The 23,873-nt window shown below is 72.2% G+C and carries 23 protein-coding genes; 18 read left to right on the top strand and 5 right to left on the bottom strand.

Annotated features, from left to right (window positions below; genetic code table 11):
- Positions 1–31 precede the first annotated feature (31 nt).
- Together M4D82_RS05400 and M4D82_RS05405 are read right to left on the bottom strand one after the other, a co-directional pair.
- Complete coding sequence (locus M4D82_RS05400; protein ID WP_249764940.1) at positions 32–217, bottom strand: thiazolylpeptide-type bacteriocin; 186 nt, start codon at positions 215–217, stop codon at positions 32–34.
- A gap of 62 nt (positions 218–279) precedes the next feature.
- Positions 280–465 carry a thiazolylpeptide-type bacteriocin gene (locus M4D82_RS05405; RefSeq protein WP_249764941.1) on the bottom strand — a complete coding sequence of 62 codons (186 nt, stop codon included), beginning with the start codon at positions 463–465 and terminating at the stop codon, positions 280–282.
- 623 nt (positions 466–1,088) lie between these two features.
- Between M4D82_RS05405 and M4D82_RS05410 the strand changes: the two genes are divergently transcribed.
- The 16 genes from M4D82_RS05410 (at position 1,089) to M4D82_RS05480 (ending at position 17,547) form a co-directional block, all read left to right on the top strand.
- The gene (locus M4D82_RS05410) at positions 1,089–2,852 is read left to right on the top strand and encodes a hydrogenase maturation protein (RefSeq protein ID WP_249764942.1); all 1,764 of its coding nucleotides are present in this window, start codon (positions 1,089–1,091) and stop codon (positions 2,850–2,852) included.
- An 86-nt stretch (positions 2,853–2,938) separates the two neighbouring features.
- Positions 2,939–3,994, top strand: a complete 1,056-nt coding sequence (locus M4D82_RS05415; RefSeq protein ID WP_249764943.1) for an NADH-quinone oxidoreductase subunit B family protein — start codon at positions 2,939–2,941, stop codon at positions 3,992–3,994.
- Between the two features lie 128 nt (positions 3,995–4,122).
- Complete coding sequence (locus M4D82_RS05420; protein WP_249764944.1) at positions 4,123–5,907, top strand: nickel-dependent hydrogenase large subunit; 1,785 nt, start codon at positions 4,123–4,125, stop codon at positions 5,905–5,907.
- Positions 5,904–6,431, top strand: coding sequence for a NifU-related iron-sulfur-binding protein (locus M4D82_RS05425; protein WP_249764945.1), 528 nt, complete (start codon positions 5,904–5,906; stop codon positions 6,429–6,431). The genes M4D82_RS05420 and M4D82_RS05425 overlap by 4 nt, the downstream gene beginning before the upstream one ends.
- A 146-nt stretch (positions 6,432–6,577) precedes the next feature.
- Complete coding sequence (locus M4D82_RS05430) at positions 6,578–7,249, top strand: DUF5947 family protein (RefSeq protein WP_249764946.1); 672 nt, start codon at positions 6,578–6,580, stop codon at positions 7,247–7,249.
- Positions 7,246–7,956, top strand: coding sequence for a DUF6084 family protein (locus tag M4D82_RS05435; protein ID WP_249764947.1), 711 nt, complete (start codon positions 7,246–7,248; stop codon positions 7,954–7,956). Before M4D82_RS05430 ends, M4D82_RS05435 begins: the two co-directional genes overlap by 4 nt.
- Entirely contained in the window at positions 7,842–9,458 is a 1,617-nt protein-coding gene (locus tag M4D82_RS05440) for a hypothetical protein (protein WP_502989048.1), read from the top strand. The genes M4D82_RS05435 and M4D82_RS05440 overlap by 115 nt, the downstream gene beginning before the upstream one ends.
- Positions 9,455–10,063, top strand: a complete 609-nt coding sequence (locus M4D82_RS05445) for a hydrogenase maturation protease (RefSeq protein WP_249764949.1) — start codon at positions 9,455–9,457, stop codon at positions 10,061–10,063. Before M4D82_RS05440 ends, M4D82_RS05445 begins: the two co-directional genes overlap by 4 nt.
- A gap of 56 nt (positions 10,064–10,119) precedes the next feature.
- Complete coding sequence (locus tag M4D82_RS34550) at positions 10,120–10,227, top strand: DUF6893 family small protein (RefSeq protein ID WP_502988875.1); 108 nt, start codon at positions 10,120–10,122, stop codon at positions 10,225–10,227.
- A 150-nt stretch (positions 10,228–10,377) separates the two neighbouring features.
- Positions 10,378–10,776, top strand: a complete 399-nt coding sequence (locus M4D82_RS05450) for a hydrogenase maturation nickel metallochaperone HypA/HybF (protein ID WP_249764950.1) — start codon at positions 10,378–10,380, stop codon at positions 10,774–10,776.
- Positions 10,777–10,780: 4 nt separating this feature from the next.
- The gene (gene hypB / locus M4D82_RS05455; RefSeq protein WP_249764951.1) at positions 10,781–11,662 is read left to right on the top strand and encodes a hydrogenase nickel incorporation protein HypB; all 882 of its coding nucleotides are present in this window, start codon (positions 10,781–10,783) and stop codon (positions 11,660–11,662) included.
- Positions 11,662–14,073, top strand: coding sequence for a carbamoyltransferase HypF (hypF, locus tag M4D82_RS05460; RefSeq protein ID WP_249764952.1), 2,412 nt, complete (start codon positions 11,662–11,664; stop codon positions 14,071–14,073). The genes hypB and hypF overlap by 1 nt, the downstream gene beginning before the upstream one ends.
- Positions 14,042–14,362 carry a HypC/HybG/HupF family hydrogenase formation chaperone gene (locus M4D82_RS05465; protein ID WP_249764953.1) on the top strand — a complete coding sequence of 107 codons (321 nt, stop codon included), beginning with the start codon at positions 14,042–14,044 and terminating at the stop codon, positions 14,360–14,362. The genes hypF and M4D82_RS05465 overlap by 32 nt, the downstream gene beginning before the upstream one ends.
- Positions 14,359–15,492 carry a hydrogenase formation protein HypD gene (gene hypD / locus M4D82_RS05470; RefSeq protein WP_249764954.1) on the top strand — a complete coding sequence of 378 codons (1,134 nt, stop codon included), beginning with the start codon at positions 14,359–14,361 and terminating at the stop codon, positions 15,490–15,492. The genes M4D82_RS05465 and hypD overlap by 4 nt, the downstream gene beginning before the upstream one ends.
- A gap of 109 nt (positions 15,493–15,601) precedes the next feature.
- Entirely contained in the window at positions 15,602–16,591 is a 990-nt protein-coding gene (gene hypE, locus M4D82_RS05475; RefSeq protein ID WP_502989049.1) for a hydrogenase expression/formation protein HypE, read from the top strand.
- A gap of 500 nt (positions 16,592–17,091) precedes the next feature.
- Positions 17,092–17,547: a GNAT family N-acetyltransferase gene (locus M4D82_RS05480; protein ID WP_249764955.1), complete on the top strand. Its 456-nt coding sequence runs from the start codon at positions 17,092–17,094 to the stop codon at positions 17,545–17,547.
- Between the two features lie 471 nt (positions 17,548–18,018).
- Here the strand turns inward: M4D82_RS05480 and M4D82_RS05485 are convergent, their stop codons facing one another.
- Positions 18,019–18,288, bottom strand: a complete 270-nt coding sequence (locus M4D82_RS05485; RefSeq protein ID WP_249764956.1) for a hypothetical protein — start codon at positions 18,286–18,288, stop codon at positions 18,019–18,021.
- A gap of 407 nt (positions 18,289–18,695) precedes the next feature.
- Between M4D82_RS05485 and M4D82_RS05490 the strand changes: the two genes are divergently transcribed.
- Together M4D82_RS05490 and M4D82_RS05495 are read left to right on the top strand one after the other, a co-directional pair.
- The gene (locus tag M4D82_RS05490) at positions 18,696–20,708 is read left to right on the top strand and encodes a galactose-binding domain-containing protein (protein ID WP_249771490.1); all 2,013 of its coding nucleotides are present in this window, start codon (positions 18,696–18,698) and stop codon (positions 20,706–20,708) included.
- Between the two features lie 105 nt (positions 20,709–20,813).
- Entirely contained in the window at positions 20,814–21,407 is a 594-nt protein-coding gene (locus tag M4D82_RS05495; protein ID WP_249764957.1) for a TetR/AcrR family transcriptional regulator, read from the top strand.
- 66 nt (positions 21,408–21,473) lie between these two features.
- Here M4D82_RS05495 and M4D82_RS05500 read toward each other — a convergent pair whose 3' ends face one another.
- Both M4D82_RS05500 and M4D82_RS05505 read right to left on the bottom strand, forming a co-directional pair.
- Positions 21,474–22,874: an NADP-dependent succinic semialdehyde dehydrogenase gene (locus M4D82_RS05500; protein ID WP_249764958.1), complete on the bottom strand. Its 1,401-nt coding sequence runs from the start codon at positions 22,872–22,874 to the stop codon at positions 21,474–21,476.
- A 147-nt stretch (positions 22,875–23,021) separates the two neighbouring features.
- A complete protein-coding gene (locus tag M4D82_RS05505) occupies positions 23,022–23,825 on the bottom strand; it encodes a LysR family substrate-binding domain-containing protein (protein ID WP_249764959.1) in 804 nt (267 codons plus the stop codon).
- Positions 23,826–23,873 lie beyond the last annotated feature (48 nt).

The raw sequence follows: 23,873 nt of genomic DNA on the forward strand, positions 1-23,873 counted from the left end.
CGGAAGACACGGCGCGTACGGATCGCGGGAGTTACAGGGTCGGCGTTTCCGGCGTGGGGTGCTGGCAGGACGAAGAGCCCTGGCAGGAGCTGCTGCCCCACGACGCTCCGCCTTCCGGCAGCGCCGGGGTGTCACGCAGGGACGTGACGGTCAGGTCACCGAGGTCGAGCTCCAGATCCTGGAGGTCGAAGCCCTCGGCGGGTATCGCGTCGTTCATGATCTCTCCTCTTGTTGAGGGGCGGTCAAGGCGGTTACGCGTGTTACGTGGTGCGGGGACCGTCAGCCGATCGGGGTGTCGACCGTCGGCTGGGCACAGGAGGAAGAGCCCTGGCAGGAGCTGCTGCCCCACGACGCTCCGCCTTCCGGCAGCGCGGGGGTGTCACGCAGGGACGTGACGGTCAGGTCACCGAGGTCGAGCTCCAGGTCCTGGAGGTCGAAACCGGCGTTGGATACTGCGTCGGACATGAGTTTCTCCCGTGGGTGGAATTGAAAGCCGAATGTGCACTGTGCGAATGACCGCAATCCACGGGGCCGAATTCTCCGACGCCCGGAGAGTGCTTTCGATCGACGAGTATTGCCAGGGGTTCGAGCAACGGCAAGAAATGGTGTGGTCTGCGTGCAACCCAGCCAACTCAAGGACCCATTGGCCTGTCTTCGACGGTCGGGGAAAAGGATCCGGCCTTTTGGGGTCCGAATCCCGGCCGTCCGTCGGCGATTGCCCCAAGGTTCCCCCCACCCCCCTCAGGCTCGCTGGAGCGGGGATCGAATACGCGCGAAATCCTGCTGGACGAAGAATTGGCGGAAATCCCGGAAAGGTTCTTCCGATCGGATGCGGCGGGTTGACGGTGCGGCGAGCGAGGCCGCCGGCTGCCGACCCCTCACCCACCTCCCCGCCCCGCCACGGGCGGGAAAGGTAAGGCCGGGTGGCCGCCCCCGGCGGCGCTTTCGGGTGACTCCTCCGCACCGCCTCGGGCGTGCCGGTGGGCGGATGGCCCACGATCGCTGGCGGCCGGTCATGCTCCGGTCACGAGTTGTCGACCAGGCCGGCCGCCACACCGTCGTGGTGCCGGCCGCCGCCGGGAGAACACGTGTACGTCCTGCTCGTCGCGAGCGCCTTCAACAGCCTCACGCAGCGAGTCCACGCCGAGCTGCGCGACCACGGCCACCGCGTGGCGGTCGAACTGGCCCTGCCCGGCGTCGACCTGACCGATGCCGTGGGTCGTCACGCACCCGACCTCGTTCTCGCCCCCATGCTGACGACGGCCCTTCCCGAAGGTGTCTGGGCTCGTTACACGTGTTTCATCGTGCATCCCGGACCGGTCGGCGACCGCGGCCCCTCCTCCCTCGACCGGGCCGTCCAGGAGCAGGTCACCCGATGGGGCGTCACCGTGCTCCAGGCCACCGCCGAGATGGACGCCGGCGACGTCTGGGCCTGCGTCGAGTGCCCGGTGCCACCGATCTCCAAGAGCGACCTCTACCGCGGGGAGATCGCCGACGCCGCCCTGGAGGCCGTCCTCCAGGCCGTCGAGCGGTTCGCCTCCCGCACGTACACCCCCCTCCCCCAGGACCCGGCCGCCGCCCGCGTCCGCCCGTACCTGCGCCAAGAGGCCCGCCGCATCGACTGGGAGAACGACTCCACCGACCGCGTCCTGCGCACCCTGCGCGCCGCCGACTCCCGACCGGGTGTCCTCGACGAGCTCCTCGGCGCCGAGTGGTACCTCCACGGCGGCCACCCCGAGCACCGGCTGCGCGGCCGCCCCGGCGAACTGCTGGCCACCCGGGCCGGCGCCGTCTGCCGGGCCACGACCGACGGCGCCGTCTGGATCCCGGAGCTGCGCGCCCGCCGCACCCCCGGGGAGCCGGCGCCCGTGAAGCTGCCCGCCACCGTCGCGTTGGGCGCACGGTTGCCCGTACTGCGCGAGCACCCCGCCCCGCCGCGTACCGGCCTGCACGGCCGTACCTGGTCCGACATCCGCTACCGGGAGGAGGGCCAGGTCGGAGTGCTGTCCTTCACCTTCCCCGGCGGGGCGATGAGCACCGCGCACTGCCGAAGGCTGCTGGACGCCTACCGGGCGGCCTGCGCGCGCCCCACCTCGGTGCTCGTCCTCGGCGGCGATCGGGACTTCTTCTCCAACGGCATCCACCTCGGCGTCATCGAGGCCGCCGACGACCCGGCCGAGGAGTCCTGGGCCAACATCAACGCCATGGACGACCTGGTCGAGGCCGTCCTGACCACCACCGACCGACTGGTCGTCGCCGCCCTCGGCGGCAACGCCGCCGCCGGCGGGGCCATGCTTGCGCTCGCCGCCGACGAGATCTGGTGCCGCTCCGGCGTGGTGCTGAACCCGCACTACCGCCTGATGGGGCTGTACGGGTCCGAGTACTGGACGTACACGCTCCCCCGGCGCGTCGGACCCGCCCTCGCCGAACGGCTCACCACCGAGGCGCTGCCGCTGAGCGCCGCCTCGGCGCAGCGGCTCGGGCTGGTCGACCGTACGGTGCCCTGCGCGCCGCAGGCCTTCGCGGGCGAGAGCGCGCGGCTCGCGGCGCACCTGGCGGCGTTGCCCGCCGCGCAGTCCCGGATCGCCGAGAAGAAGGCGCTGCGCGAGCGCGACGAGGCCGCCCGGCCGCTGGCCTCGTTCCGGGAGGCGGAGCTGGCCCTGATGCGTCGCGCGTTCTTCGACCCGGACGCGCCGTATCACGCCCTGCGCCGGGCCTTCGTGGGCAAGGAGCCGCCGGCGGCGACGCCGCCGCACCTTACACGTGTTACCCCGGAGCGCCCCGCGCTCGTCACCCCCGACGTCACCGGACTGGCCGCGCCTGACGGAGCACCCGGGGCCGCGGACTGTTAGCAAGAAAGGTGAGGCCGAACCGGCCCGACCGCCGCGCACCGCGTGGCCTCACCCGCTCCCCGCCCCCTCCCCAAGGAGGCATCCGCATGGATGCAGCACCGTCCGCCCCCGTCGAAGACCCCCCGATCCACATCCTCTGGATCAACGCGGGGCTGAGCTGCGACGGCGACTCCGTCTCCCTGACGGCGGCGATGCAGCCGAGCATCGAGGAGCTCGTGACGGGCGCCCTGCCCGGTCTGCCCAAGATCGCCGTGCACTGGCCGCTGATCGACTTCGAGTGCGGCCCGGTCGGCGGCGCCGACACGTTCATCGAATGGTTCTTCAAGGGCGAGCGCGGCGAGATCGACCCGTTCGTCCTCGTGGTGGAGGGTTCGGTCCCCAACGAGCGAATCAAGCCGGAAGGTTACTGGTGTGGATTCGGCGACGACCCCGCCACCGGGCAGCCCATCACCACCAGCGAGTGGATCGACCGGCTGGCGCCGAAGGCCCTCGCCGTCGTGGCGATCGGCACGTGCGCCACGTACGGCGGCATCCACGCCATGGAGGGCAACCCGACGGGCGCCATGGGCGTGCCCGACTACCTGGGCTGGGACTGGAAGTCGAAGGCCGGGATCCCGATCGTGTGCGTACCGGGCTGCCCGATCCAGCCGGACAACTTCTCGGAGACCCTGACCTACCTCCTCTACCAGGCGGCCGGCTCCGCGCCGATGATCCCGCTCGACGACAAGCTGCGGCCGACGTGGCTTTTCGGTGCCACCGTCCACGAGGGGTGCGACCGGGCCGGCTACTACGAGCAGGGCCAGTTCGCCATCACGTACGACTCCCCCAAGTGCCTGGTGAAGTTGGGGTGTTGGGGACCGGTCGTGAAGTGCAACGTGCCGAAGCGCGGCTGGATGAACGGCATCGGCGGCTGCCCGAACGTGGGCGGCATCTGCATCGCCTGCACCATGCCCGGCTTCCCCGACAAGTTCATGCCGTTCATGGACGAGCCCCCGGGCGCGCGGGTGTCCTCCACTGCCAGCACGGCCTACGGGAAGGTCGTCCGCAAGCTGCGCGCGCTCACTGCGCACACCGTGGACCAGGAGCCGAAGTGGCGCCACACCGGCGACCGCCTGACGACGGGCTACCGCCCGCCCTGGTGACCACCCCCCGGCGCCACCCAGCCCCGTACCGCGCCGCACCAGCGCGTACCCCTCCCAGCAACACGTGTAACCCACCGCACCGCACCGCACCGCACCGCATTCATCGAAGAAGGGCCACGGCAGACACGATGACACCGAAGACGAAGGCGGCCGGCGCCGGCAGCGGCCTGGTGGAGATGGCCTGGGACCCGATCACCCGGATCGTGGGCAGCCTGGGCATCCACACGAAGATCGACTTCAAGCAGAAGCGGGTCGCGGAGTGCTACAGCACCTCGTCGGTCTTCCGCGGCTACAGCGTCTTCATGCGCGGCAAGGACCCGCGCGACGCGCACTTCATCACCAGCCGCATCTGCGGCATCTGCGGCGACAATCACGCGACATGCTCCGTCTACACGCAGAACATGGCCTACGGGGTCAAGCCGCCCCACCTCGCCGAGTGGATCATCAACCTCGGCGAGTCGGCGGAGTACATGTTCGACCACAACATCTTCCAGGAGAACCTGGTCGGGGTCGACTACTGCGAGAAGATGGTCCGCGAGACCAACCCCGGCGTCCTGGAGAAGGCCGAGCGCACCCCCGCCCCACACGCCGACGACCACGGCTACAAGACCATCGCCGACATCATGCGCTCCCTCAACCCCATCGAGGGCGACTTCTACCGCGAGGCGCTCCAAGTGAGCCGCTACACACGGGAGATGTTCTGTCTGATGGAGGGGCGACACGTGCATCCCTCCACGCTCTACCCGGGCGGCGTCGGCACGATCGCCTCCGTCCAGCTCTTCACGGACTACATGAGCCGCCTCATGCGGTACTGCGAGTTCATGAAGCGCGTCGTCCCGCTCCACGACGACCTCTTCGACTTCTTCTACGAGGCCCTTCCCGGCTACGAGGAGGTCGGCCGGCGTCGCGTGCTGCTCGGCTGCTGGGGCGCCCTCAACGACCCCGAGTACTGCGACTTCACGTACGCCAACATGGCCGACTGGGGCCGGAAGATGTTCGTCACCCCGGGCGTGATCGTCGACGGCAAACTGGTCACCAACGACCTCACGAAGATCAACCTCGGCATCCGGATCCTGCTCGGAAGCTCGTACTACGACGACTGGGAGGGCAAGGAGCAGTTCGTCACGCACGACCCGCTCGGCAACCCGGTCGATCCGCGGCACCCCTGGAACCAGCACACCATCCCCGCCCCGCAGAAACGGGACTTCGACGACAAGTACAGCTGGGTCATGTCGCCGCGCTGGTTCGACGGCAAGGAGCACCTCGCCCTCGACACCGGCGGCGGCCCCATCGCCCGTCTGTGGTCCACCGCCCTGTCCGGACTGGTGAACACCGACTACGTGCAGGCCACCGGGCACAGCGTGGTCATCACCCTGCCGCGCACGATGACGAAGCCCGAGACGCGCTTCGAGTGGAAGATCCCGCAGTGGAGCAACGCCCTGGAGCGCAACCGTGCCCGGACCTACTTCCAGGCGTACGCGGCGGCGATCGCCCTGCACTGCGCCGAGAAGGGGCTCGCCGAGGTACGCGCCGGACGCACCCAGACCTGGGAGAAGTTCGAGGTCCCGGACGAGTCCGTCGGGGTCGGCTTCACGGAGGCGGTGCGCGGCGTCCTGTCGCACCACATGGTGATCCGCGACGGCAGGATCGCCAACTACCATCCGTACCCGCCGACTCCGTGGAACGCCAGCGTCCGCGACTCCTACGGCACGCCGGGACCGTACGAGGACGCCGTACAGAACACCCCGATCTTCGAGGAGAACTCCCCGGAGAACTTCAAGGGCATCGACATCATGCGGACCGTACGCAGCTTCGACCCCTGTCTGCCCTGCGGCGTCCACATGTACGTGGGCGGCGGCAAGACCGTGAAGACGTTGCACGTGCCAACCGGCCTGAGCGGACTGGGCGGATGAGCGCCGTGACGGACGCCCGGGAGGCGGGCGCGCGCGTCGAGGAGGTGCTCGACCGGCTGGCCGAGGCGGGGGACCGACGGGCGTGCGCCGCGGCCGAGGAACTGGTCCGCGTACTCATGGACTTCTACGGGGCCGGCCTCGCCCGGATCGTGGAACGCGCCGGGGCGGGCCCACTCGAACCGGTGCTGGGTGACGAGTTGGTGGCGAGCCTGCTGTCGCTGCACGGACTGCACCCCGAGGACGTCGAAACGCGGATCGGACGCGCGCTCGACGCGGCCGGGGGCGCCGTCGAGGTCACCGGCTTCGACGCGGGCACGGGTGTGCTGCGGGTACGGCCCCGGGCGGCGGCGTCCGGGGGATGCGGCTGCGGGAGCGACCCGGGCGCCGTCGCGCGTCCGCTGGAGGACGCGTTGGCCTGTTTCGCCCCCGAGGTGACGGAGGTGCTGACGGAGCCCGCGCCAGCGCCGGCGCCGCCGCTGCTCCAGATCGGGGTCCGCCCGCCCTCCCCGGTGCGGGTGCCGTGAAGGGGCCGGAGGCGGGGGCCGCGGGCGTACGAGGCAACGACGGCGGGGAGCCTGGCGCAGGCGGGACCGGGGTTCAGACGCCCGGCGCGAGCGACGCCGAGGTTGGGGAACCCGACGTACGCCGCGCCGGGCTGAAGGGGCTCGGCGTGCCGGGGCCGGCGGCGCGGGTGTCGGTGGGCGCCGTGGCGGGCTCGCGGCGGGGGTTGCGGCGGTTCACGGGGCCGCGCCCGCCCCGCCGGGAGGTCTGCGAACTGTGCGGGGTGACGGTGCCCGAGGAGGGCCACCGGCACCTCGTGGAGACCGAACGCCGGTCTCTCGTCTGCGCCTGCACCGCCTGCGCCCTGCTGTTCGACCGACCCGGGGCACGGACGGGGCGCTACCGGGCCGTCCCGAACCGCTGTCTCGCCGACCCGGGCCACGGGATCGACGACACCGCCTGGGAGGCGCTGCGGATCCCGGTGGGTGTCGCGTTTTTCTTCCACAACGCCGCGCTCGACCGGCTGGTGGCCCTCTACCCCAGTCCGGCGGGCGCCACCGAGAGCGAACTCGACCCGCGCACCTGGGAGAGCGTCCTCGGGGCCACTCGGCTGGCCGCGCTCGTCGAACCCGACGTGGAGGCCCTGCTGTTGCGCCGGACGGCGGGCGGCGGTAACACGTGCCACCTGGTGCCGATCGACATCTGCTACGAGCTGGTGGGGCGGATGCGGCTGCTGTGGCAGGGCTTCGACGGCGGGGCCGAGGCCCGAGCCGCCCTCGACGCCTTCTTCGCGCAGGTCGAGCGCAGGGCCCGCGTCCTGGAGGAGGAACCGGCGTCATGACCACCCCCACCGCCGACCTCGGTTTCTCGTGTAACGGCGTGCGCGCCGACCCCTACGCCGCCGGCCCCACCCTCGTCTTCCGCCTACGCGTCACCGCCGGGGCGGGCGTACGGGTCCACGCCCTCGCCCTGCGCTGCCAGCTGCGCATCGAGCCCGCCCGGCGGGAGTACTCGGGCGCCGAGGCCGAGGGCCTGGCGGACCTGTTCGGGGAGCGCTCCCGTTGGGGCAACACGCTTCAGCCCCTTCAGTTCGCCCAGGTGTCGGTCATGGTGCCGAGCTTCACCGGGGAGACCGAGACCGATCTGGTCGTCCCGTGCACGTACGACATGGACATCGCGGCGACCCGCTACTTCCACGCCCTGGAGGAAGGCGAGGCGCCGCTGCTCATGCTGTTCTCCGGCACGGCCTTCACCGGCGCCGGCGGCTTCCGCGTCGAGCCGGTGCCCTGGGACCGCGAGGCCTCGTACCGGATGCCCGCCGCCGTTTGGCGCGCAATGATCGAGCAGCACTTCCCGGGTTGCGGCTGGCTGCGACTGCCCCGCGACACGATGGCGGAGCTGCTCGCCTTCCGCTCGCGCCACTCGCTCGCCTCCTGGGAGGCGACCGTACGCGCCCTGCTCGACGCCGCCGCCCCCGACCCCCCGGCGCCGCCGCGGCTGGGGGCCGTACTCCCCCGGGTCGTCGTGACCGAGAGGACGGCCCCGTGACCCCGACCGACACGAGCACGGCGGCCCCGACCACCGAACACGACCCGGACTCCCTCTTCGCCACCGCCCGGCACGTCGCCGACGCCGTCCTCTTCGAGGGGTACGTGCTCTACCCGTACCGGGCATCGGCGGCGAAGAACCGGATGCGCTGGCAGTTCGGCGTGCTGGTGCCGCCCGCGTGGGCCCCCGCCCAACAGGAGCCGACCTTCCAGCGGACCGAGATCCTGATGGAGCCCCGGGGCGCGGCCACGCTCCGGGCGGAGCTGCGCTTCCTGCACGCGCAGCGCCGTACCGTCCAAGAGGCCCGCCCCGATGGCGCGTTCGCCGAAGTGCCCGAACTCAACCTGCCAGACCGGGTGTTGCTTCCATGGGACGAAGGAACGGAGGAACGGATCGAACTCACCGTGGACGTAGCGGAATTGCTTGGTGGCGAGGTCGCCCTGCCGTTCACCCGCTCCTCCCGGGAGGAGATCGAGCCGGTGGCGGACGGCGCCGGCCGCATCGTCGGCCGGCTGGTACGGCGTACCGAACGCATCGACGGCCTCCTGCGGCTTTCCGCCACCGAACTGGACGGTCCGTACCGCGTGTTGAAGCTGACGGCGGTGGTTGACAACACGAGTAACTGGCAGCCCGACACGGCCGAAGCCGGCCGTGAAGCGGCCCTGCCCCGTTCACTGGTCGCCGCCCACCTCCTGCTGGGGCTGAGCGCCGGTTCCTTCCTGTCGATGACCGATCCGCCCGAATGGGCCAAGGGAGCCGTCGCCGACTGCGAGAACCGGCACACCTGGCCGGTGCTGGCGGGCGCCCCCGACCGCGCGGACGTGGTCCTCTCCTCCCCGATCATCCTGGAGGACCACCCGTCCATCGCCCCCGAGAGCGCCGGCACGATGTACGACGCCCTGGAGATCGACGAGATCCTCGCGCTGCGCACCGCGACCCTCACCGAGCAGGAGAAACGCGAGGCGCGCGGTACGGACCCCCGTGCGGCCGCCGTGATCGACATGGCGGACTCGATGCCGCCCGAGGTGCTGGAACGGCTCCACGGCGCGGTACGCGCCCTACGGGAGATCACCGGGCCGCACACGCCTCCGACCCTCGCGGAACCGGCCTTCAAAAAGGACGTGTTCCGACCCGACACGCCCTGGTGGGACCCGGTCGGCGCGCAGCGCTCAGCCCCGGGCCCCACCACCACCACCACCACCGCGTCCGCGTCCGCGTCCGACAACCCCGCCGCGACGGACCACGACCGGATCATGGTCGACGGCATCCCCGTCGGCCTCGGCAGCCGGGTGCTGCTGCGGCCCGGCCTGCGGCGCACCGACGCGCAGGACCTCTTCGTCCGGGGCCGGGCGGCGCTGGTCGAAGCCGTCCTGCACGACGTGGACGGCGGAGTGCACCTCGCCGTCACCGTGGAGGGCGACCCGGGGGCCGACATCCGCCGGGAGCAGGGCCGGTTCCTGTACTTCCAGCCCGACGAGGTCACGCCGTTGGAGGGGCCGTGAACGACGCGACGCGCGGCAGGGTGTTGGTCGCCGGGATCGGCAACCTCTTCCTCGGCGACGACGGTTTCGGCGTCGAGGCGGTGCGCGCGCTCTCCGCGCGCCCGCTGCCCGGACACGTCGAGGTGGTGGACTTCGGGGTGCGCGGGGTGCACCTGGCGTACCAGCTGCTCGACGGCTACGAGACCCTCGTACTGGTCGACGCCACCGCGCGCGGCGGTGCCCCCGGCACGTTGTACCTGATCGAAGCAGGGCCGGCGGCGGACGGGACGGCGGGCGGGACGGCGGGCGCCGTGGAGCCCGGAGCCGCCGTGCTGGACGGCCACCACATGTCCCCCGACACCGTTCTCGCCCTGCTGGGCACGCTGTGCGCCGGAACGGGTACCGCCCCGCCCCGGCGCACGCTGGTCGTCGGCTGCGAGCCCGCCTGCGTCGAGGAGGGCATCGGGCTGAGTCCGGCGGTGGCGGCGGCGGTGCCGGGGGCGGTCCGGATGGTCCTGGACCTGTTGGACCCCGACGCGGTCCCCGCCGCCCGGCTCGACGTGGAACCCACCGCACCGGCGGCGGTCGTGGCGGGGGGCCGTCCTGATCCGAGGAGCGACCCGTGAGGACGATGAAGAGAACGAAGACAGCGCGGAGAACGAGGAGAACGAGGAGAACGCCCGTGAAGAAGTCCGTCGTCGGCACGGTCGCCGCCGCCCTGGTCGTGGCCGCCGTATTGGTCCAGGTCCTCCCGGATCTCAAGCGCTACCTGCGGATCAGCCGTATGTGACACCACTCGAGCCGGCACGCCCTCGGACCGAGCCCGCACCCGTCGCACGCCCCGCGCCCGAATGGCGTACGGGGCGTGCGACGCGTCGGCGTGGCCGCCCGCGCCGGGTGCGTCCGGCCGCTGTAATGAGCGGCGGCAGGACGGAGTCCGATGCACGAGATGTCGATCGCCATGGCCGTCGTGGGCCAGGTGGAAGAAGCCGCGGGGGCCGGTGGGGCGCGCACGGTAAATCGTGTAACCCTCCAGGTCGGCGAACTGGCCGGCGTCGTACCGGACTCGCTCGCCTTCTGCTTCGAACTGGCCTGCGCCGGCACGGTGCTGGAGGGCGCGGAGCTCGTCACGCACCCCGTGCCGGCCCGTGCCCGGTGCGGCGCGTGCGCACACGAGTGGGCCGTGGGCATGCCCCCCGATCTGTGCTGCCCCGGCTGCCGTCAGGCCTCGGACGTAGAGCTGCTCTCGGGCCGTGAGCTGCGGATCCTCAGCGTGAGCTGGGAAGACGACCCCGACTGCCCCGGCCCCGCCCGCGAACCCATCTCCGAGGAGGCCTGAATCCATGTGCCGAGTGGTCGATCTGCGGCAGGCGGTACTCGCCAAGAACGACATGGCGGCGCACACCCTGCGCGCGGAACTCACCGCGCGCGGAACCGCCGTCGTCAACCTGCTGTCCAGTCCCGGCAGCGGCAAGACGGCGCTGCTGGAGCGTGAACTGCTCCGCGCCCGGGAACGGGGCGTCCCGGTCGCGGCGCTCACCGCGGACCTCGCGACCGAGAACGACGCGCTGCGGCTGGCGCGTTCGGGCGTACCGGTCAAGCAGGTCCTCACCGACGGGCTCTGTCATCTGGAGGCCTCGATGCTGGGCCGCCACCTGAACGGTTGGCTGCCCGCCGACACCCGCCTGCTGTTCGTGGAGAACGTCGGCAACCTCGTCTGCCCGGCCTCCTACGACCTCGGCGAATCCCTCCGGGTGGTGCTCGCCTCGGTCACGGAGGGCGAGGACAAGCCGCTGAAGTACCCGACGGCCTTCGGGCTCGCCCAGCTGGTGTTGGTCACCAAGACGGACATCGCCGAGGCCGTCGAGTTCGACGAGGCCACCTTCCGGGCGAACGTCCAGCGCGTCAACCCCGGCGTGGAGGTGGCACTGACCTCCGCCCGCACGGGTGAAGGCGTCGGCCTGCTCCTGGAACGGGCGCTGGCCGTCGCCTCGGGCGCGAGCACGCACCTGCCGGTCATGGCCCGCGAGCAGGCGCACACCGACGGCCGCGCGCACGACCACCACCGTCATCACCCTCACAGCCATGACCACGCCCATGACCACGGCCATGACCACGGTGACAAGGAGGATCACGGTCACGTCCACCTCCCCGCGCACGCGCCCACCGAACCCGCCGGCTCCGATCCGAGCCACTCCCCCCGGCCCGTGGCGCAGACCCGCTGATGGAGGCGGTGCAGCGCCGCCGGGTGACCGTACGGGGCGTGGTGCAGGGCGTCGGTTTCCGCCCCTATGTGTACGTACGCGCCACCGGACTGGGCCTCGCCGGTCACGTCACCAACACCCCCGAGGGCGTCGTCGCGGAGGTGGAGGGCGCCCCGGCCGCGGTGCGGGAGTTCTGCGAGCGGCTGGCGGCGGACGCGCCGCCGCTGGCCGTCGTGGACGCCGTCGACCACTGCGAGGTGCCCCTCGCGGGCGGGTCCGGATTCACGATCGTCGCCTCGCGCTCCGGCGGCCCGGCCCGCACCCTCGTCTCCCCGGACGTGGCCACCTGCGCCGACTGCCTGGCCGAGCTCGTGGACCCCGCCGACCGGCGCCACCGTCACCCGTTCATCACCTGCACGCATTGCGGACCGCGCTTCACCATCGTCACCGGGCTGCCGTACGACCGCGTCCACACCACCATGGCCCGCTTCCCGATGTGCCCCGATTGCGCGCGGGAGTACGAGGATCCGGCCGACCGGCGGTTCCACGCCCAGCCGGTCTCCTGCCCGGCCTGCGGGCCCCGGCTGCGACTGCTCGCCGGCCGTCCGCCGCGCGAGGTGACCGGCAGCGATCCGATCGTCGGGGCCCGCCGGCTGTTGGCGGAGGGTGCGGTCCTGGCGGTGAAGGGGCTCGGCGGCTACCACCTGGCGTGCGACGCCTCGAATCCGGTGGCGGTCGCGGAATTGCGGCGGCGCAAAGGGCGCGGGGACAAGCCGTTCGCGTTGATGGCCCGGGACCTGGCGGAGGTGGAACGCCTCGCGCCGGTCGGCCCCGGTGAGCGGGAGCTGCTCGTCGGCGGGGTCCGGCCCATCGTCCTGCTGCGTCGCCGCCGCGCGGGGGCGGGGGCGGGGGTGGGCGGCCTGGTGGGGCGGGTCGACGCCGTCGCGCCGGGCAGTCCCGACCTCGGTGTGATGCTCCCGTACACGCCGGTACACCACCTGCTGCTGGGTGTGTCCGGCGACCTGGACGGGCCGCGGCTGCTGGTGATGACCAGCGGAAACCTGTCGGGCGAGCCCATCGTCACCGACGACGCCGAGGCCCTGGAACGGTTGGGCGGCATCGCGGACGCCTGGCTGACGCACGACCGGCCGATCCACGTGCCCTGCGACGATTCCGTCGTACGGGTCTGCGACGGCGAGCCGCTCGTCCTGCGTCGGGCCCGGGGGTACGCGCCGCTGCCGTTGTCGCTGCCGTTGCCGGTACCGGCCGTGCTCGCGGTGGGCGGGGACCTCAAGAACACGTTCTGTCTCGGTGAGGGCCGCAGGGCGTGGCTGTCGGCGCACATCGGCGACATGGACGACCTGGCGACGTTGCGCGCCTTCGCGGGGGCGGAACGGCAGTTGGAGTCGATCACGGGGGTCGCTCCGGTGTTGCTCGCCGCCGACCGGCATCCCGGCTACCGGTCGGGACGCTGGGCGCGCGAACACGCGGGGGAACGCCCTTTGGCGCGCGTCCAGCACCATCACGCGCACGTCGCGTCCGCGATGACCGAGCACGGCCTCGACGGCTCGCGGCCGGTGATCGGCGTCGCCTTCGACGGCACCGGGTACGGCGACGACGGGGCGGTGTGGGGCGGGGAGTTCCTCGTCGCCGACTACGCGGGTTACACGCGTTATGCGCATCTCGCCTACGCGCCCTTGCCGGGCGGTGACGCTGCCGTGCGTCGCCCGTACCGGATGGCGCTGTCGTGGTTGCGCGCGGCGGGACTGCCCTGGAGCCCGGACCTGCCGTGCGTGGCGGCGTGCCCGCCGGCGGAGTCGCGGGTTCTGGAGACCCAGTTGGAGCGGGGGCTGAACTGTGTCCCGACCTCCAGCATGGGCCGGCTCTTCGACGCGGTTTCCTCCCTGGCGGGGGTCTGCCACGAGGCCGGGTACGAGGCCCAGGCCGCGATCGAGCTGGAGGCGGCCGCCTGCGCCGCGCCGGACGGCGCTCCCGCCGATGCCCGTTACACGTTTGACCTGCGGCCGCCGTCGGCGGGCGCCGAGGGGCCCGTCGTCGCGGACCCGGCGCCCGTCCTGGCGGCGGTGGTGGCCGACGTACGGGCCGGCGTGGCCCCCGCCGTGATCGCCGCCCGCTTCCACGCCGGCGTGGCAGCCCTCGTCGGCGAGGTGTGCGGGCTCGCGCGGGACCGACACGGCCCGGACACCGTCGCCCTGACGGGCGGGGTCTTCGCCAACCGCCTACTGGCCGAGGCCTGCGCGCACGAGTTGCGCGGGCGGGGCTTCACGGTCCTCCGGCACTCCCGGGTGCCACCCGGCGACGGCGGTCTGGCACTCGGCCAGCTCATGGTCGCGGCGGCCGTTACACGCGTTATGGATCATCCACAGCGAGGAGAAGCCCATGTGCCTGGCGGTACCCGGCAGAGTGCTTGAGATCGGGGAGAGGGACGGCACCCGCATGGCCACCGTCGACTTCGGCGGCGTACAGAAGGAGGTGTGCCTGGAGTACCTCCCGGACCTCCGGGTCGGCGAGTACGCCATCGTCCACGTGGGCTTCGCCCTCCAGCGGCTGGACGAGGAGTCGGCACTGAAGACCCTCGGACTCTTCGCTGAACTCGGCATGCTGCAAGAGGAGTTCGGCGATCCCTGGGAGGCGGCGGCAGAAGCCGGCGGCGCCCCGTGGCCCACCGACGAGACCCGGCAGGAGGAAGCGCAGCGGTGAAGTACATCGACGAGTTCCATGACCCCGAGCTGGCCCGCCGGCTCCTCGACGACATCCACGCCACGGTGACCCGTCCCTGGGCCCTGATGGAGGTCTGCGGCGGCCAGACCCACACCATCATCCGACACGGCATCGACCAACTGCTTCCCGAACAGGTGGAGTTGATCCACGGTCCGGGCTGTCCGGTGTGCGTCACCCCGCTGGAGGTCATCGACAAGGCCCTGGAGATCGCCTCTCGCCCCGAGGTGATCTTCTGCTCCTTCGGGGACATGCTCCGCGTGCCCGGCACCGGCCGTGACCTCTTCCAGGTCCGCAGCGAGGGCGGCGACGTACGGGTCGTCTACTCACCTCTCGACGCACTCAAGATCGCGCGGCAGAATCCGGAGCGGCAGGTGGTGTTCTTCGGCATCGGCTTCGAGACGACCGCCCCGCCCAACGCCATGACGGTCTACCAGGCGAAGAAGCTGGGGATCGCCAACTTCAGCTTGCTCGTGTCACACGTGCGGGTCCCCCCGGCGATCGAGGCGATCATGCGCTCGCCGAGCTGTCGGGTGCAGGGCTTCCTGGCCGCCGGGCACGTGTGCAGCGTCATGGGCATGGCCGAGTACCCCGAGTTGGCGGCCCGCCACCGCGTGCCGATCGTCGTGACGGGCTTCGAACCGTTGGACATCCTGGAGGGCGTACGCCGCACCGTGCGGCAGCTGGAACGCGGCGAGCACACCGTCGACAACGCCTACGCCCGCGCCGTCCGGCCGGAAGGCAATCCCGCCGCGCTGGCCATGCTGGAGGACGTGTTCGAGGTCACCGACCGGGCCTGGCGGGGCATCGGTGTCATTCCGGAGAGTGGGTGGCGATTGTCGTCGCGCTACCGGGAGTTCGACGCCGAGCACCGGTTCTCCGTCACCGGCATCACCACGCGGGAGCCGGCCGCCTGCCGCAGTGGCGAGGTGCTCCAGGGGCTGCTGAAGCCTCACGAGTGCGAGGCCTTCGGTGGTCTGTGCACCCCGCGCAACCCGCTCGGTGCCACGATGGTGTCCAGCGAGGGGGCGTGCGCCGCGTACTACCTCTACCGGCGGCTGGACCTCCAGGCCGCGCCGAACACCTCGCGGGAGGCGAGCCCCGTTGCCTGATGTCGCACAGCCCCACATCCCGCAGCCGACGAGCACCGAGCCCCGGGCGGTCCTCGACGTCACCGGCTGGACCTGCCCGGCGCCCTTGCGGGACCGTCCCCGGATCGTGATGGGGCACGGCGGCGGGGGCGCGCTCTCGGCGGAGCTGGTGGAGCACCTGTTCGCCCCGGCGTTCGGTGGTGAGGTGCTCGCCGGGCTCGGGGACTCGGCTGCCGTCTCGCTGGGCGGTGTACGGCTGGCGTTCTCCACGGACTCGTACGTGGTGCGGCCACTGTTCTTCCCCGGTGGCAGCATCGGCGACCTGGCGGTCAACGGAACTGTCAACGACCTCGCCATGAGCGGGGCCCAACCCGCTTATCTCTCCTGCGGGTTCATCCTCGAAGAGGGGGTGGAGCTGTCCGTGGTTGCACGTGTTGCCCAGGCCATGGGCGTCGCCGCGCGGGCCGCCGGCGTGGAGGTGGTGACCGGGGACACCAAGGTGGTCGAGGCGGGCCACGGCGACGGGATCTACGTGAACACGGCCGGCATCGGGATCATCCCGGACGGCGTGGACCTGCGCCCGCAGCGGGTGGTACCGGGCGATGTCGTGATCGTCAGCGGCGCGATCGGCCTGCACGGGGTGGCGATCATGAGCGTCCGTGAGGGCCTGGAGTTCGGGGTGGACATCGAGAGCGACTGTGCGGCGTTGGGCGGGCTCGTCCAGGCCATGCTCGCCGTCACCCCTGAGCTACACGTGTTGCGTGACCCGACCCGGGGCGGCCTGGCCGCCTCGCTGAACGAGATCGCTGCCGCCTCCGGCACGGGGGTCCTCCTCCACGAGGGCCGAGTCCCGGTTCCGGAGGCGGTGGGCAACGCCTGCGCGATCCTCGGCCTCGACCCGCTGTACGTGGCCAACGAGGGCAAGCTCGTGGCCTTCGTACCCCCCGAGCACGCCGAGGCCGTCCTCGCCGCGATGCGCGCCCACCCCCTGGGGCGGGACGCGGCCGTCATCGGCGAGGCCGTCGCCGAACACCCGGGCATGGTGGTGGCCCGCACCGGCCTCGGCGGCACGCGGGTGGTCGACCTCCCGATCGGCGAGCAGCTCCCGCGCATCTGCTGACCCACCCCACCCCCCGTGGGTGGGCGGCGGGCTCGGAGGCCCTCGGCACGCTTGGGGCCGTGCCGGACCCGGCATCCGTGGCACACCCCGGGGGGCGGCGGCGCGCCCCCCGGGGCCGGTGGCGGGCTCGGGGCCCGCCGCTACGAAGGCCGGCGGCACGCCTGACGCGCCGATACGGCTCCCGGCGGTCCGGCGAGCCGGGCCCCAGGGCCTTACCCCTCCACGGCGGCGAGGGGCCGAACCGCCGTGGAGACGGCTACCCGTTACGGTTCCGTGCGGAACCGGGCATGATCGGTCGGCGGGCCCCGGGGGACGCGGGACCACTGGCGCCCGTGCGGTGGCCGTACCTGTCCACGGCGGCGGGGCGGTGGACCGACGTTCGACGCGGCGGCGCGTTACGGCGGGGAACGGGACCGGCCATGATCGGTGGTCTGCATCACGAGGGGGCTGCGGCCCACGAGACCGCTCCCCCGCCGCTTCGACCCGCCGGGAGTACCCCCATGTCCGACATCCAGGTCCGCGCCGCACGACCCGAGGACCTCGCCCAGTGGCGCGTCCTGTACCGGGGCTACGCCGACTTCTACCGGGTCGAGCAGACCGACGAGGCGGCGGCGACGGTCTGGGGCTGGATCCACGACCCCGCCCACGAGGTGGGCGCCCTGGTCGCCGAGGACACCGAGGGCCGGCTCCTGGGACTGGCGCACTACCGCCCCTTCGCCCGCCCGCTGTCGGCGACCGTCGGCTGCTTCCTCGACGACCTGTTCGTGGCCCCGGAGCACCGGGGTTCGGGCGCGGCCGACCTGCTGCTCGGTGCCCTGCGCGAGCTCGCCGCCGAGCGCGGCTGGAGCGTGGTGCGGTGGATCACCGCCGACGACAACCACCGCGCCCGGTCGAAGTACGACCAGGTGGCGAACCGGACGATGTGGGTCACCTACGACATGACGCCCGGCCGCTGACCCGGCCGCTGACCGGGCCTGAGGGGGCCGTGCCGGCTCCACCAAGTTGCCCGACCCCGCCGCCCGGCGGCGCTCCTCGCCGCGTTGTCGAGACCTCCCAGGGCATCCGGTCAGCCACCATGAGCCTCTCCGCCTTGCGAGACCGACCGAAGCGGTCCGGCGGATCAGGGTCGGAGGCCTGAGTCGCCCGGCGCCGGCGGCGCCATGGCGTGTACCCCGGCCCGCAGGGCCGGGGGGAGGCAGAACCGAGGCGACGCCGCATCGGCGACCGACGGCAGCGCGGCAGGGCGCGGTGACCAGGCGGGTCCGGCAGGGCGCGGTGACCAGGCGGGTCCGGCAGGGCGCGGTGACCAGGCGGGTCCGGCCGGCCGTGATCCGCCGGACGCCCTTCCCCGGCCGGGATCGGCCGTAGCCCGTCACCGGGGCGGTGGCGCGGGGCCGGGCGGCGGGCTGCTGCGGCGGGCGGGGGCTTCAGGTGCCCGAGACCGCGTCGTCGCACTGGGCGCAGACGCGGTCCGCGTAGCGCTCCGGGTACCACCGGGAGCCGGGCTCGGCGGGGGCCTGGGGTGGGGCGGGGCGCATCGCGAAGGTGTCCTTGCCGCAGCAGGTGCGGGGGCCCCGGACGGAGGTGGTGCCCGGGGCGGCCGGCGCCGCGTGGACGCGCCGTACGGAGGGTTCGGCCCCGGGCGGCAGGCCGCCGGGGGCCGGTTCGTCCTCGTACATCACGAGCGTCGTGCTCATGCTTCGACGATAGGCCTCCCGGCCCGCTGCCCGCCGGCCGGACCTGGCCGGACCCGGCCGGACCCGGCCGATCCCTCCGATCCCTCCGAGTCCTCCGAGCTCCTTCCGCGCGGTCCGCCCGGACCGACCGATCAGACCCGCGCGCACACGTGTAACGCGCCCCGTCTGCCCGACCTGTCGATCCATCAGGTCATCTGTCCCGGACCCTTGACTCCGCTCGCGCCAGTCGCGATCCTCGTCGCACCCTTTGTGCGGGGCATGACAAGTCATGCCTGGATGTCGACCGCGCCCCACGTCGAGCGAAGACACGAGTGATGACCTTGACCCCACACCCTCACCCCCCGTCCCGCCCCCGCCGCCGGCTCGGGCGCCGCCCGGGGGCCGTCCTGACGCTGCTCCTCGCGGTGATGGCGATCCTGCTCGGCGGCCCCGTGCCCAGTTCCTCCGCCACCACCGACACCGCCGATCCCGGCTGGTGGAACCCGACGGCCCGGCCCGCCCCCGACTCCGGGATCAACGTCACCGGCGAACCCTTCAAGGGCACCGACGCCCAAGGCCGCGTACGCGGCTTCGTGGACGCGCACGACCACCTGATGTCCAACGAGGGCTTCGGCGGCCGGCTCATCTGCGGCAAGCCCTTCTCCGACCTCGGTATCGCCGACGCGCTCAAGGACTGCCCGGAGCACTACCCCGACGGCACGCTCGCCATCTTCGACTTCATCACCAAGGGCGGCGACGGCAAGCACGACCCCGACGGCTGGCCCACCTTCAAGGACTGGCCCGCCCACGACTCCCTGACCCACCAGCAGAACTACTACGCGTGGGTCGAACGCGCCTGGCGCGGCGGCCAGCGCGTCCTCGTCAACGACCTCGTCACCAACGGGGTGATCTGCTCGGTCTACTTCTTCAAGGACCGCGGCTGCGACGAGATGACCGCCATCCGCCTCGAAGCGCAGAAGACGTACGACATGCAGGCCTACATCGACAAGATGTACGGCGGCCCCGGCAAGGGCTGGTTCCGCATCGTCACCGACTCCACGCAGGCCCGCGAGGTGATCAAGCAGGGCAAGATGGCCGTCGTCCTCGGGGTGGAGACCTCCGAGCCCTTCGGCTGCAAGCAGATCCTCGACGTCGCGCAGTGCTCCAAGGAGGACATCGACCGGGGCCTGGACGAGCTGCACAAGCTCGGCGTGCGCAGCATGTTCCTGTGCCACAAGTTCGACAACGCCCTGTGCGGCGTGCGCTTCGACGAAGGCGCCCTGGGCACCGCGATCAACGTCGGGCAGTTCCTGTCGACCGGAACCTTCTGGCAGACGGAGAAGTGCACCGGCCCGCAGCACGACAACCCCATCGGCCTCGCCCCGGCCCCGGGCGCGCAGAAGCACCTGCCGGCAGGGGTGAGCGTCCCCTCGTACGCCGCCGACGCGCGGTGCAACAGCCGCGGCCTGACCGACCTCGGCGAATACGCCGTACGCGGCATGATGAAACGCAAGATGATGCTCGAAATCGACCACATGGGCGTCAAGGCGGCCGGGCGCGCCTTCGACATCCTGGAGTCCGAGTCCTACCCCGGCATCATCTCCTCGCACAGCTGGATGGACCTCGGCTGGACCGAGCGGCTCTACAGGCTCGGCGGGTTCGCCGCCCAGTACATGAACGGCTCCGAGGGCTTCACGGCGGAGGCCGCGCGCACGAAGGCGCTGCGCGACAAGTACAACGTCGGCTACGGCTACGGAACCGACATGAACGGTGTCGGCGGCTGGCCCGCCCCGCGCGGCGCGACCACCCCGAACCCGGTGCGCTACCCCTTCCGCAGCGTCGACGGCGGCTCCGTCATCGACAAGCAGACCACCGGGCAGCGCACCTGGGACCTGAACACCGACGGCGCCTCGCACTACGGCCTCGTCCCGGACTGGATCGAGGACATCCGGCAGGTCGGGGGCCAGGGCGTGGTGGACGACCTCTTCCGGGGCGCGGAGTCCTACCTCGGCACGTGGGGCGCCTCCGAGCGGCACAAGGCGGGCGTCAACCTCGCGGCGGGCAAAGCGACTTCGGCCAGCTCCGCCGAATGGAACCCGTTCGTCAGCTACGCGCCCGGCCGGGCCGTCGACGGCGACCGGGGCTCGCGTTGGGCCAGTGACTGGAGCGACGACCAGTGGCTGACGATCGACCTCGGGGCCGCGAGCCTGGTCGGCCGGGTGACCCTCGACTGGGAGCGCGCGTACGGCAGGTCGTACCGCGTGGAGCTCTCCTCCGACGGGACGAACTGGCAGACGGCCTGGTCCACCACCACGGGCGACGGCGGCCTGGACACGGCGCTGTTCTCCGGCACCACCGCCCGCTACGTACGCATCCACGGGCTCGCCCGCGGCACCCAGTGGGGGTACTCCCTCCACGAGGTGGGCGTGTACAGCGGCTGAACCGCCGCCCGGGGCCGGTCGGATGGGCGCGCCCGATCCGACCGGCCCCGCTCGCCCCCCTCAGCACCAGCACCGCGCACCGCGCGCCCCGCACGAAAGGACCCCATGGCACGGATGCCGTCGGCCGAACGACGCCGGCAGCTGACCGAGGCGGCGATCCGCGCGATGACCCGCGACGGCGTGACCCGCACCACGACCCGCTCCATCGCCGCCGAGGCGGGCGTGTCGCTCAGCGTCTTCCACTACTGCTTCGACTCCAAGCAGGCCCTCCTCGAATCGGTCATCGAGGCGATCACCGCGCACTACATCTCGGTGGTGCGGGAGGCGATCCGCCCCAAACCCACCCTCCGCGAGACGGTCCGGGCCGGCTTCGAGGCCTACTGGGACCACGTCAGCGCGCAGCCCGGGGAGCACATGCTCACCTACGAACTGACCCAATACGCCCTGCGCCGGCCGGGGTTCGAGCACCTCGCCCGCCGCCAGTACGAGCTGTACGGGGAGACGTACGCGGAGTTGCTGCGACAGCTGCGCGACACCATGGACCTGAAACTGACCGTGCCCGTACCGGTGTTGGCGCGCTACCTGGCGGCGATGACGGACGGGCTGACGCTGAACGTCCTCGTGCTCGGGGACCGGGAAGCGGCGTCCGACCTGCTGGACCTCGTCACGGAACACGTCCTCGCGCTGGTGGACGCGTAGGCGACGTACGCGACGGACTCGACGGACTCGACGCAGGCGACCGGACGAAGTGGTCGGCAGCCGACCTCAGTTCGGGTCCGCAGCCTGCCAGACGGTGGTGATGTTGCAGAACTCGCGGATGCCGTGTCCGGACAACTCCCGCCCGTACCCCGAGCGTTTGACACCGCCGAAGGGCAGGGCGGGGTGCGAGGCGGTCATGCCGTTGACGAAGACGCCGCCCGCTTCGAGGTCGCGCACGAACTGTTCCAGGTCGGCGTCGTCGCGGGTCCAGACGTTCGAACTGAGCCCGAAGGGCGAGTTGTTGGCCCGCTCGACGGCCTCCTCCAGGCTTCCCACCCGGTAGAGGGTGGCGACGGGCCCGAAGGTCTCCTCCAGGTCGATGCGCATGTCCGGCGTGACGTCCGCGAGCACCGTCGGCTCGTAGAACCAGCCGTCCTCGAAGCCGGGCGGCCGTCGGCCCCCGCACAGGACGGTGGCGCCCTGCCGTACGGCGTCGTCGACCAGCTCCTCCACGTCGGAGCGGCCCGCCTCCGTGGCCAGCGGGCCGACGTCGGTGTCGGGCAGCATCGGGTCGCCGACGGTGAGCGCCGTCATGCCCTCGGTGAAGAGTCGGGCGAACTCGTCGTAGACGTCGGTGTGGACGATGAACCGTTTCGCGGCGATGCAGGACTGCCCGTTGTTCTGCACCCGGGCGGTCACGGCGGTACGGGCGGCGCGGGCGATGTCGGCCGACGGCATGACGATGTAGGGGTCGCTGCCGCCGAGCTCCAGCACCGTCTTCTTGACCTCGTCGCCCGCGACGGAGGCCACGGCACGGCCGGCGGGTTCGCTGCCCGTCAGGGTGGCGGCCGCCACCCGGGGGTCGCGCAGGACGCCCTCCACGGCGGCGGAGCCGATGAGGAGGGTCTGGAAGCAGCCGCGCGGGAACCCGGCGCGTTCGAAGAGGTCGCCCAGGTACAGGGCCGTCTGGGGGACGTTCGAGGAGTGTTTGAGCAGGCCCACGTTGCCCGCCATCAGCGCCGGCGCGGCGAAGCGGACGACCTGCCAGAGGGGGAAGTTCCACGGCATGACCGCCAGGACCACGCCGATGGGGCGGTAGCGCACCCGTACGGTGGAGGCGCCCGCGTCGCGCACGTCGGTGTCGGCGGGCCGCTCGTCGGCGAGGAGGGACTCGGCGTGGGCGGCGTACCAGCGCATGGCCTTGACGCACTTGGCGGCTTCCGCGCGGGCCGCCGCCAGCGGTTTGCCCATCTCGATGGTCATGGTGCGGGCGATGTCCTCACCCTCCGCCTCCAGGAGGTCGGCGGCGCGCTCCAGGAGCGCGGCCCGCTCGGCGAAGCCGGTGCGCCGGTAGGTGGCGGCGGTCCGGGCGGCCTCGGCGAGGGCGGCTTCGATGCCGTCGGCGTCGAGCGCGTCGAAGGTGCGCAGCGTCCGGCCTGTCGTGGGGTTGACGGTGGCGATGGGCATGGTCCGACCTTCCTACGAGGAACCCGCCCCTCCGACCCTGCCCGCAGCCCCCCGCCCCCGCAAGGCGAGAACCGGCGGCATGCCCGAGACACCCCAGACACCCCGAGACACCCCGAGCGGGCCCGGCCATGATTCGCCGGACACCCGCTAGCGGCGGCCTCGGGGCTTGCCGCGCTTGGCGGCCTTGGGGGCGGCGGAGCCGCCGCGCGCGGGCTTGCCGCCCGACTTCGCGCCGCTCTTGCCCGTCGGCTTCGCGCCCGTCTTGGCGCCCGTCTTCGCGCCCGGCTTGCCGCCGCCCGCGTCGGCGCGCTTGCGCTGCTTGGGCTGCGGCGGCGTCGGCGGACGTCCCCGGGTGCTGTTCACCGTCCGGCCGCGGACGATGCCGATGAACTCCTCCACCAGGTCGGTGGTCTTCTCCTCCGGCCAGGACAGCGCGACCCGCGACTCAGGGGCGTCCGAGACGGTGCGGTAGGTGAGGTCCTTGCGGTGGTGCAGGCGGGCCAGCGACTGCGGTACGACGAGGACGCCGATCCCGGCCGCGACCAGCTCGATCGCGTCGGCCGTGGTCTGCGGACGTTCGAAGGCGGGGCGCCCGGGGAGGGTCTCCCAGCCGAGCACGTCGTCGAGGGGGTGCAGCACGATCTCGTCGGCGAGGTCCTCGGTCGACACCTCCTCCACGGCCGCCACGAGGTGGTCCTTCGGGACCACGACCACGGTCGTCTCGGTGTAGAGGGGGATCGCGCTGAGGTCCGTCCGGTCCACGGGGAGCCGTACGAATCCGGCGTCGGCGCCGCTGCCGCGCAGCAGGTCGAAGGCCTCCGCGGAGGGCACCTGCACGAGGGTCAGCGGTACGTCGGGCAGCCGCTCGTTCCAGATCCGCACCCACTTCGTGGGCGTCACTCCCGGGACGTAGGCGAGCCGGAACGAAGGGGATGCATCCGAGCCTGTCACCCCGCCAGGTTACCGGTCGTGGTCGGAGGTAGCGCACATGCTCGATAC

The organism is Streptomyces sp. RerS4, assembly GCF_023515955.1.
GTDB lineage: Bacteria > Actinomycetota > Actinomycetes > Streptomycetales > Streptomycetaceae > Streptomyces.

Bases quoted from the DNA above. Each gene is read 5' to 3' on its own strand.
- M4D82_RS05400 (WP_249764940.1), bottom strand. From the start codon at position 217: ATGAACGACGCGATACCCGCCGAGGGCTTCGACCTCCAGGATCTGGAG.
- M4D82_RS05405 (WP_249764941.1), bottom strand. From the start codon at position 465: ATGTCCGACGCAGTATCCAACGCCGGTTTCGACCTCCAGGACCTGGAG.
- M4D82_RS05415 (WP_249764943.1), top strand. From the start codon at position 2,939: ATGGATGCAGCACCGTCCGCCCCCGTCGAAGACCCCCCGATCCACATC.
- M4D82_RS05420 (WP_249764944.1), top strand. From the start codon at position 4,123: ATGACACCGAAGACGAAGGCGGCCGGCGCCGGCAGCGGCCTGGTGGAG.
- M4D82_RS05425 (WP_249764945.1), top strand. From the start codon at position 5,904: ATGAGCGCCGTGACGGACGCCCGGGAGGCGGGCGCGCGCGTCGAGGAG.
- M4D82_RS05435 (WP_249764947.1), top strand. From the start codon at position 7,246: ATGACCACCCCCACCGCCGACCTCGGTTTCTCGTGTAACGGCGTGCGC.
- M4D82_RS05450 (WP_249764950.1), top strand. From the start codon at position 10,378: ATGCACGAGATGTCGATCGCCATGGCCGTCGTGGGCCAGGTGGAAGAA.
- hypB (WP_249764951.1), top strand. From the start codon at position 10,781: ATGTGCCGAGTGGTCGATCTGCGGCAGGCGGTACTCGCCAAGAACGAC.
- hypF (WP_249764952.1), top strand. From the start codon at position 11,662: ATGGAGGCGGTGCAGCGCCGCCGGGTGACCGTACGGGGCGTGGTGCAG.
- M4D82_RS05465 (WP_249764953.1), top strand. From the start codon at position 14,042: ATGTGCCTGGCGGTACCCGGCAGAGTGCTTGAGATCGGGGAGAGGGAC.
- hypE (WP_502989049.1), top strand. From the start codon at position 15,602: ATGGGGCACGGCGGCGGGGGCGCGCTCTCGGCGGAGCTGGTGGAGCAC.
- M4D82_RS05480 (WP_249764955.1), top strand. From the start codon at position 17,092: ATGTCCGACATCCAGGTCCGCGCCGCACGACCCGAGGACCTCGCCCAG.
- M4D82_RS05485 (WP_249764956.1), bottom strand. From the start codon at position 18,288: ATGAGCACGACGCTCGTGATGTACGAGGACGAACCGGCCCCCGGCGGC.
- M4D82_RS05490 (WP_249771490.1), top strand. From the start codon at position 18,696: ATGGCGATCCTGCTCGGCGGCCCCGTGCCCAGTTCCTCCGCCACCACC.
- M4D82_RS05495 (WP_249764957.1), top strand. From the start codon at position 20,814: ATGGCACGGATGCCGTCGGCCGAACGACGCCGGCAGCTGACCGAGGCG.
- M4D82_RS05500 (WP_249764958.1), bottom strand. From the start codon at position 22,874: ATGCCCATCGCCACCGTCAACCCCACGACAGGCCGGACGCTGCGCACC.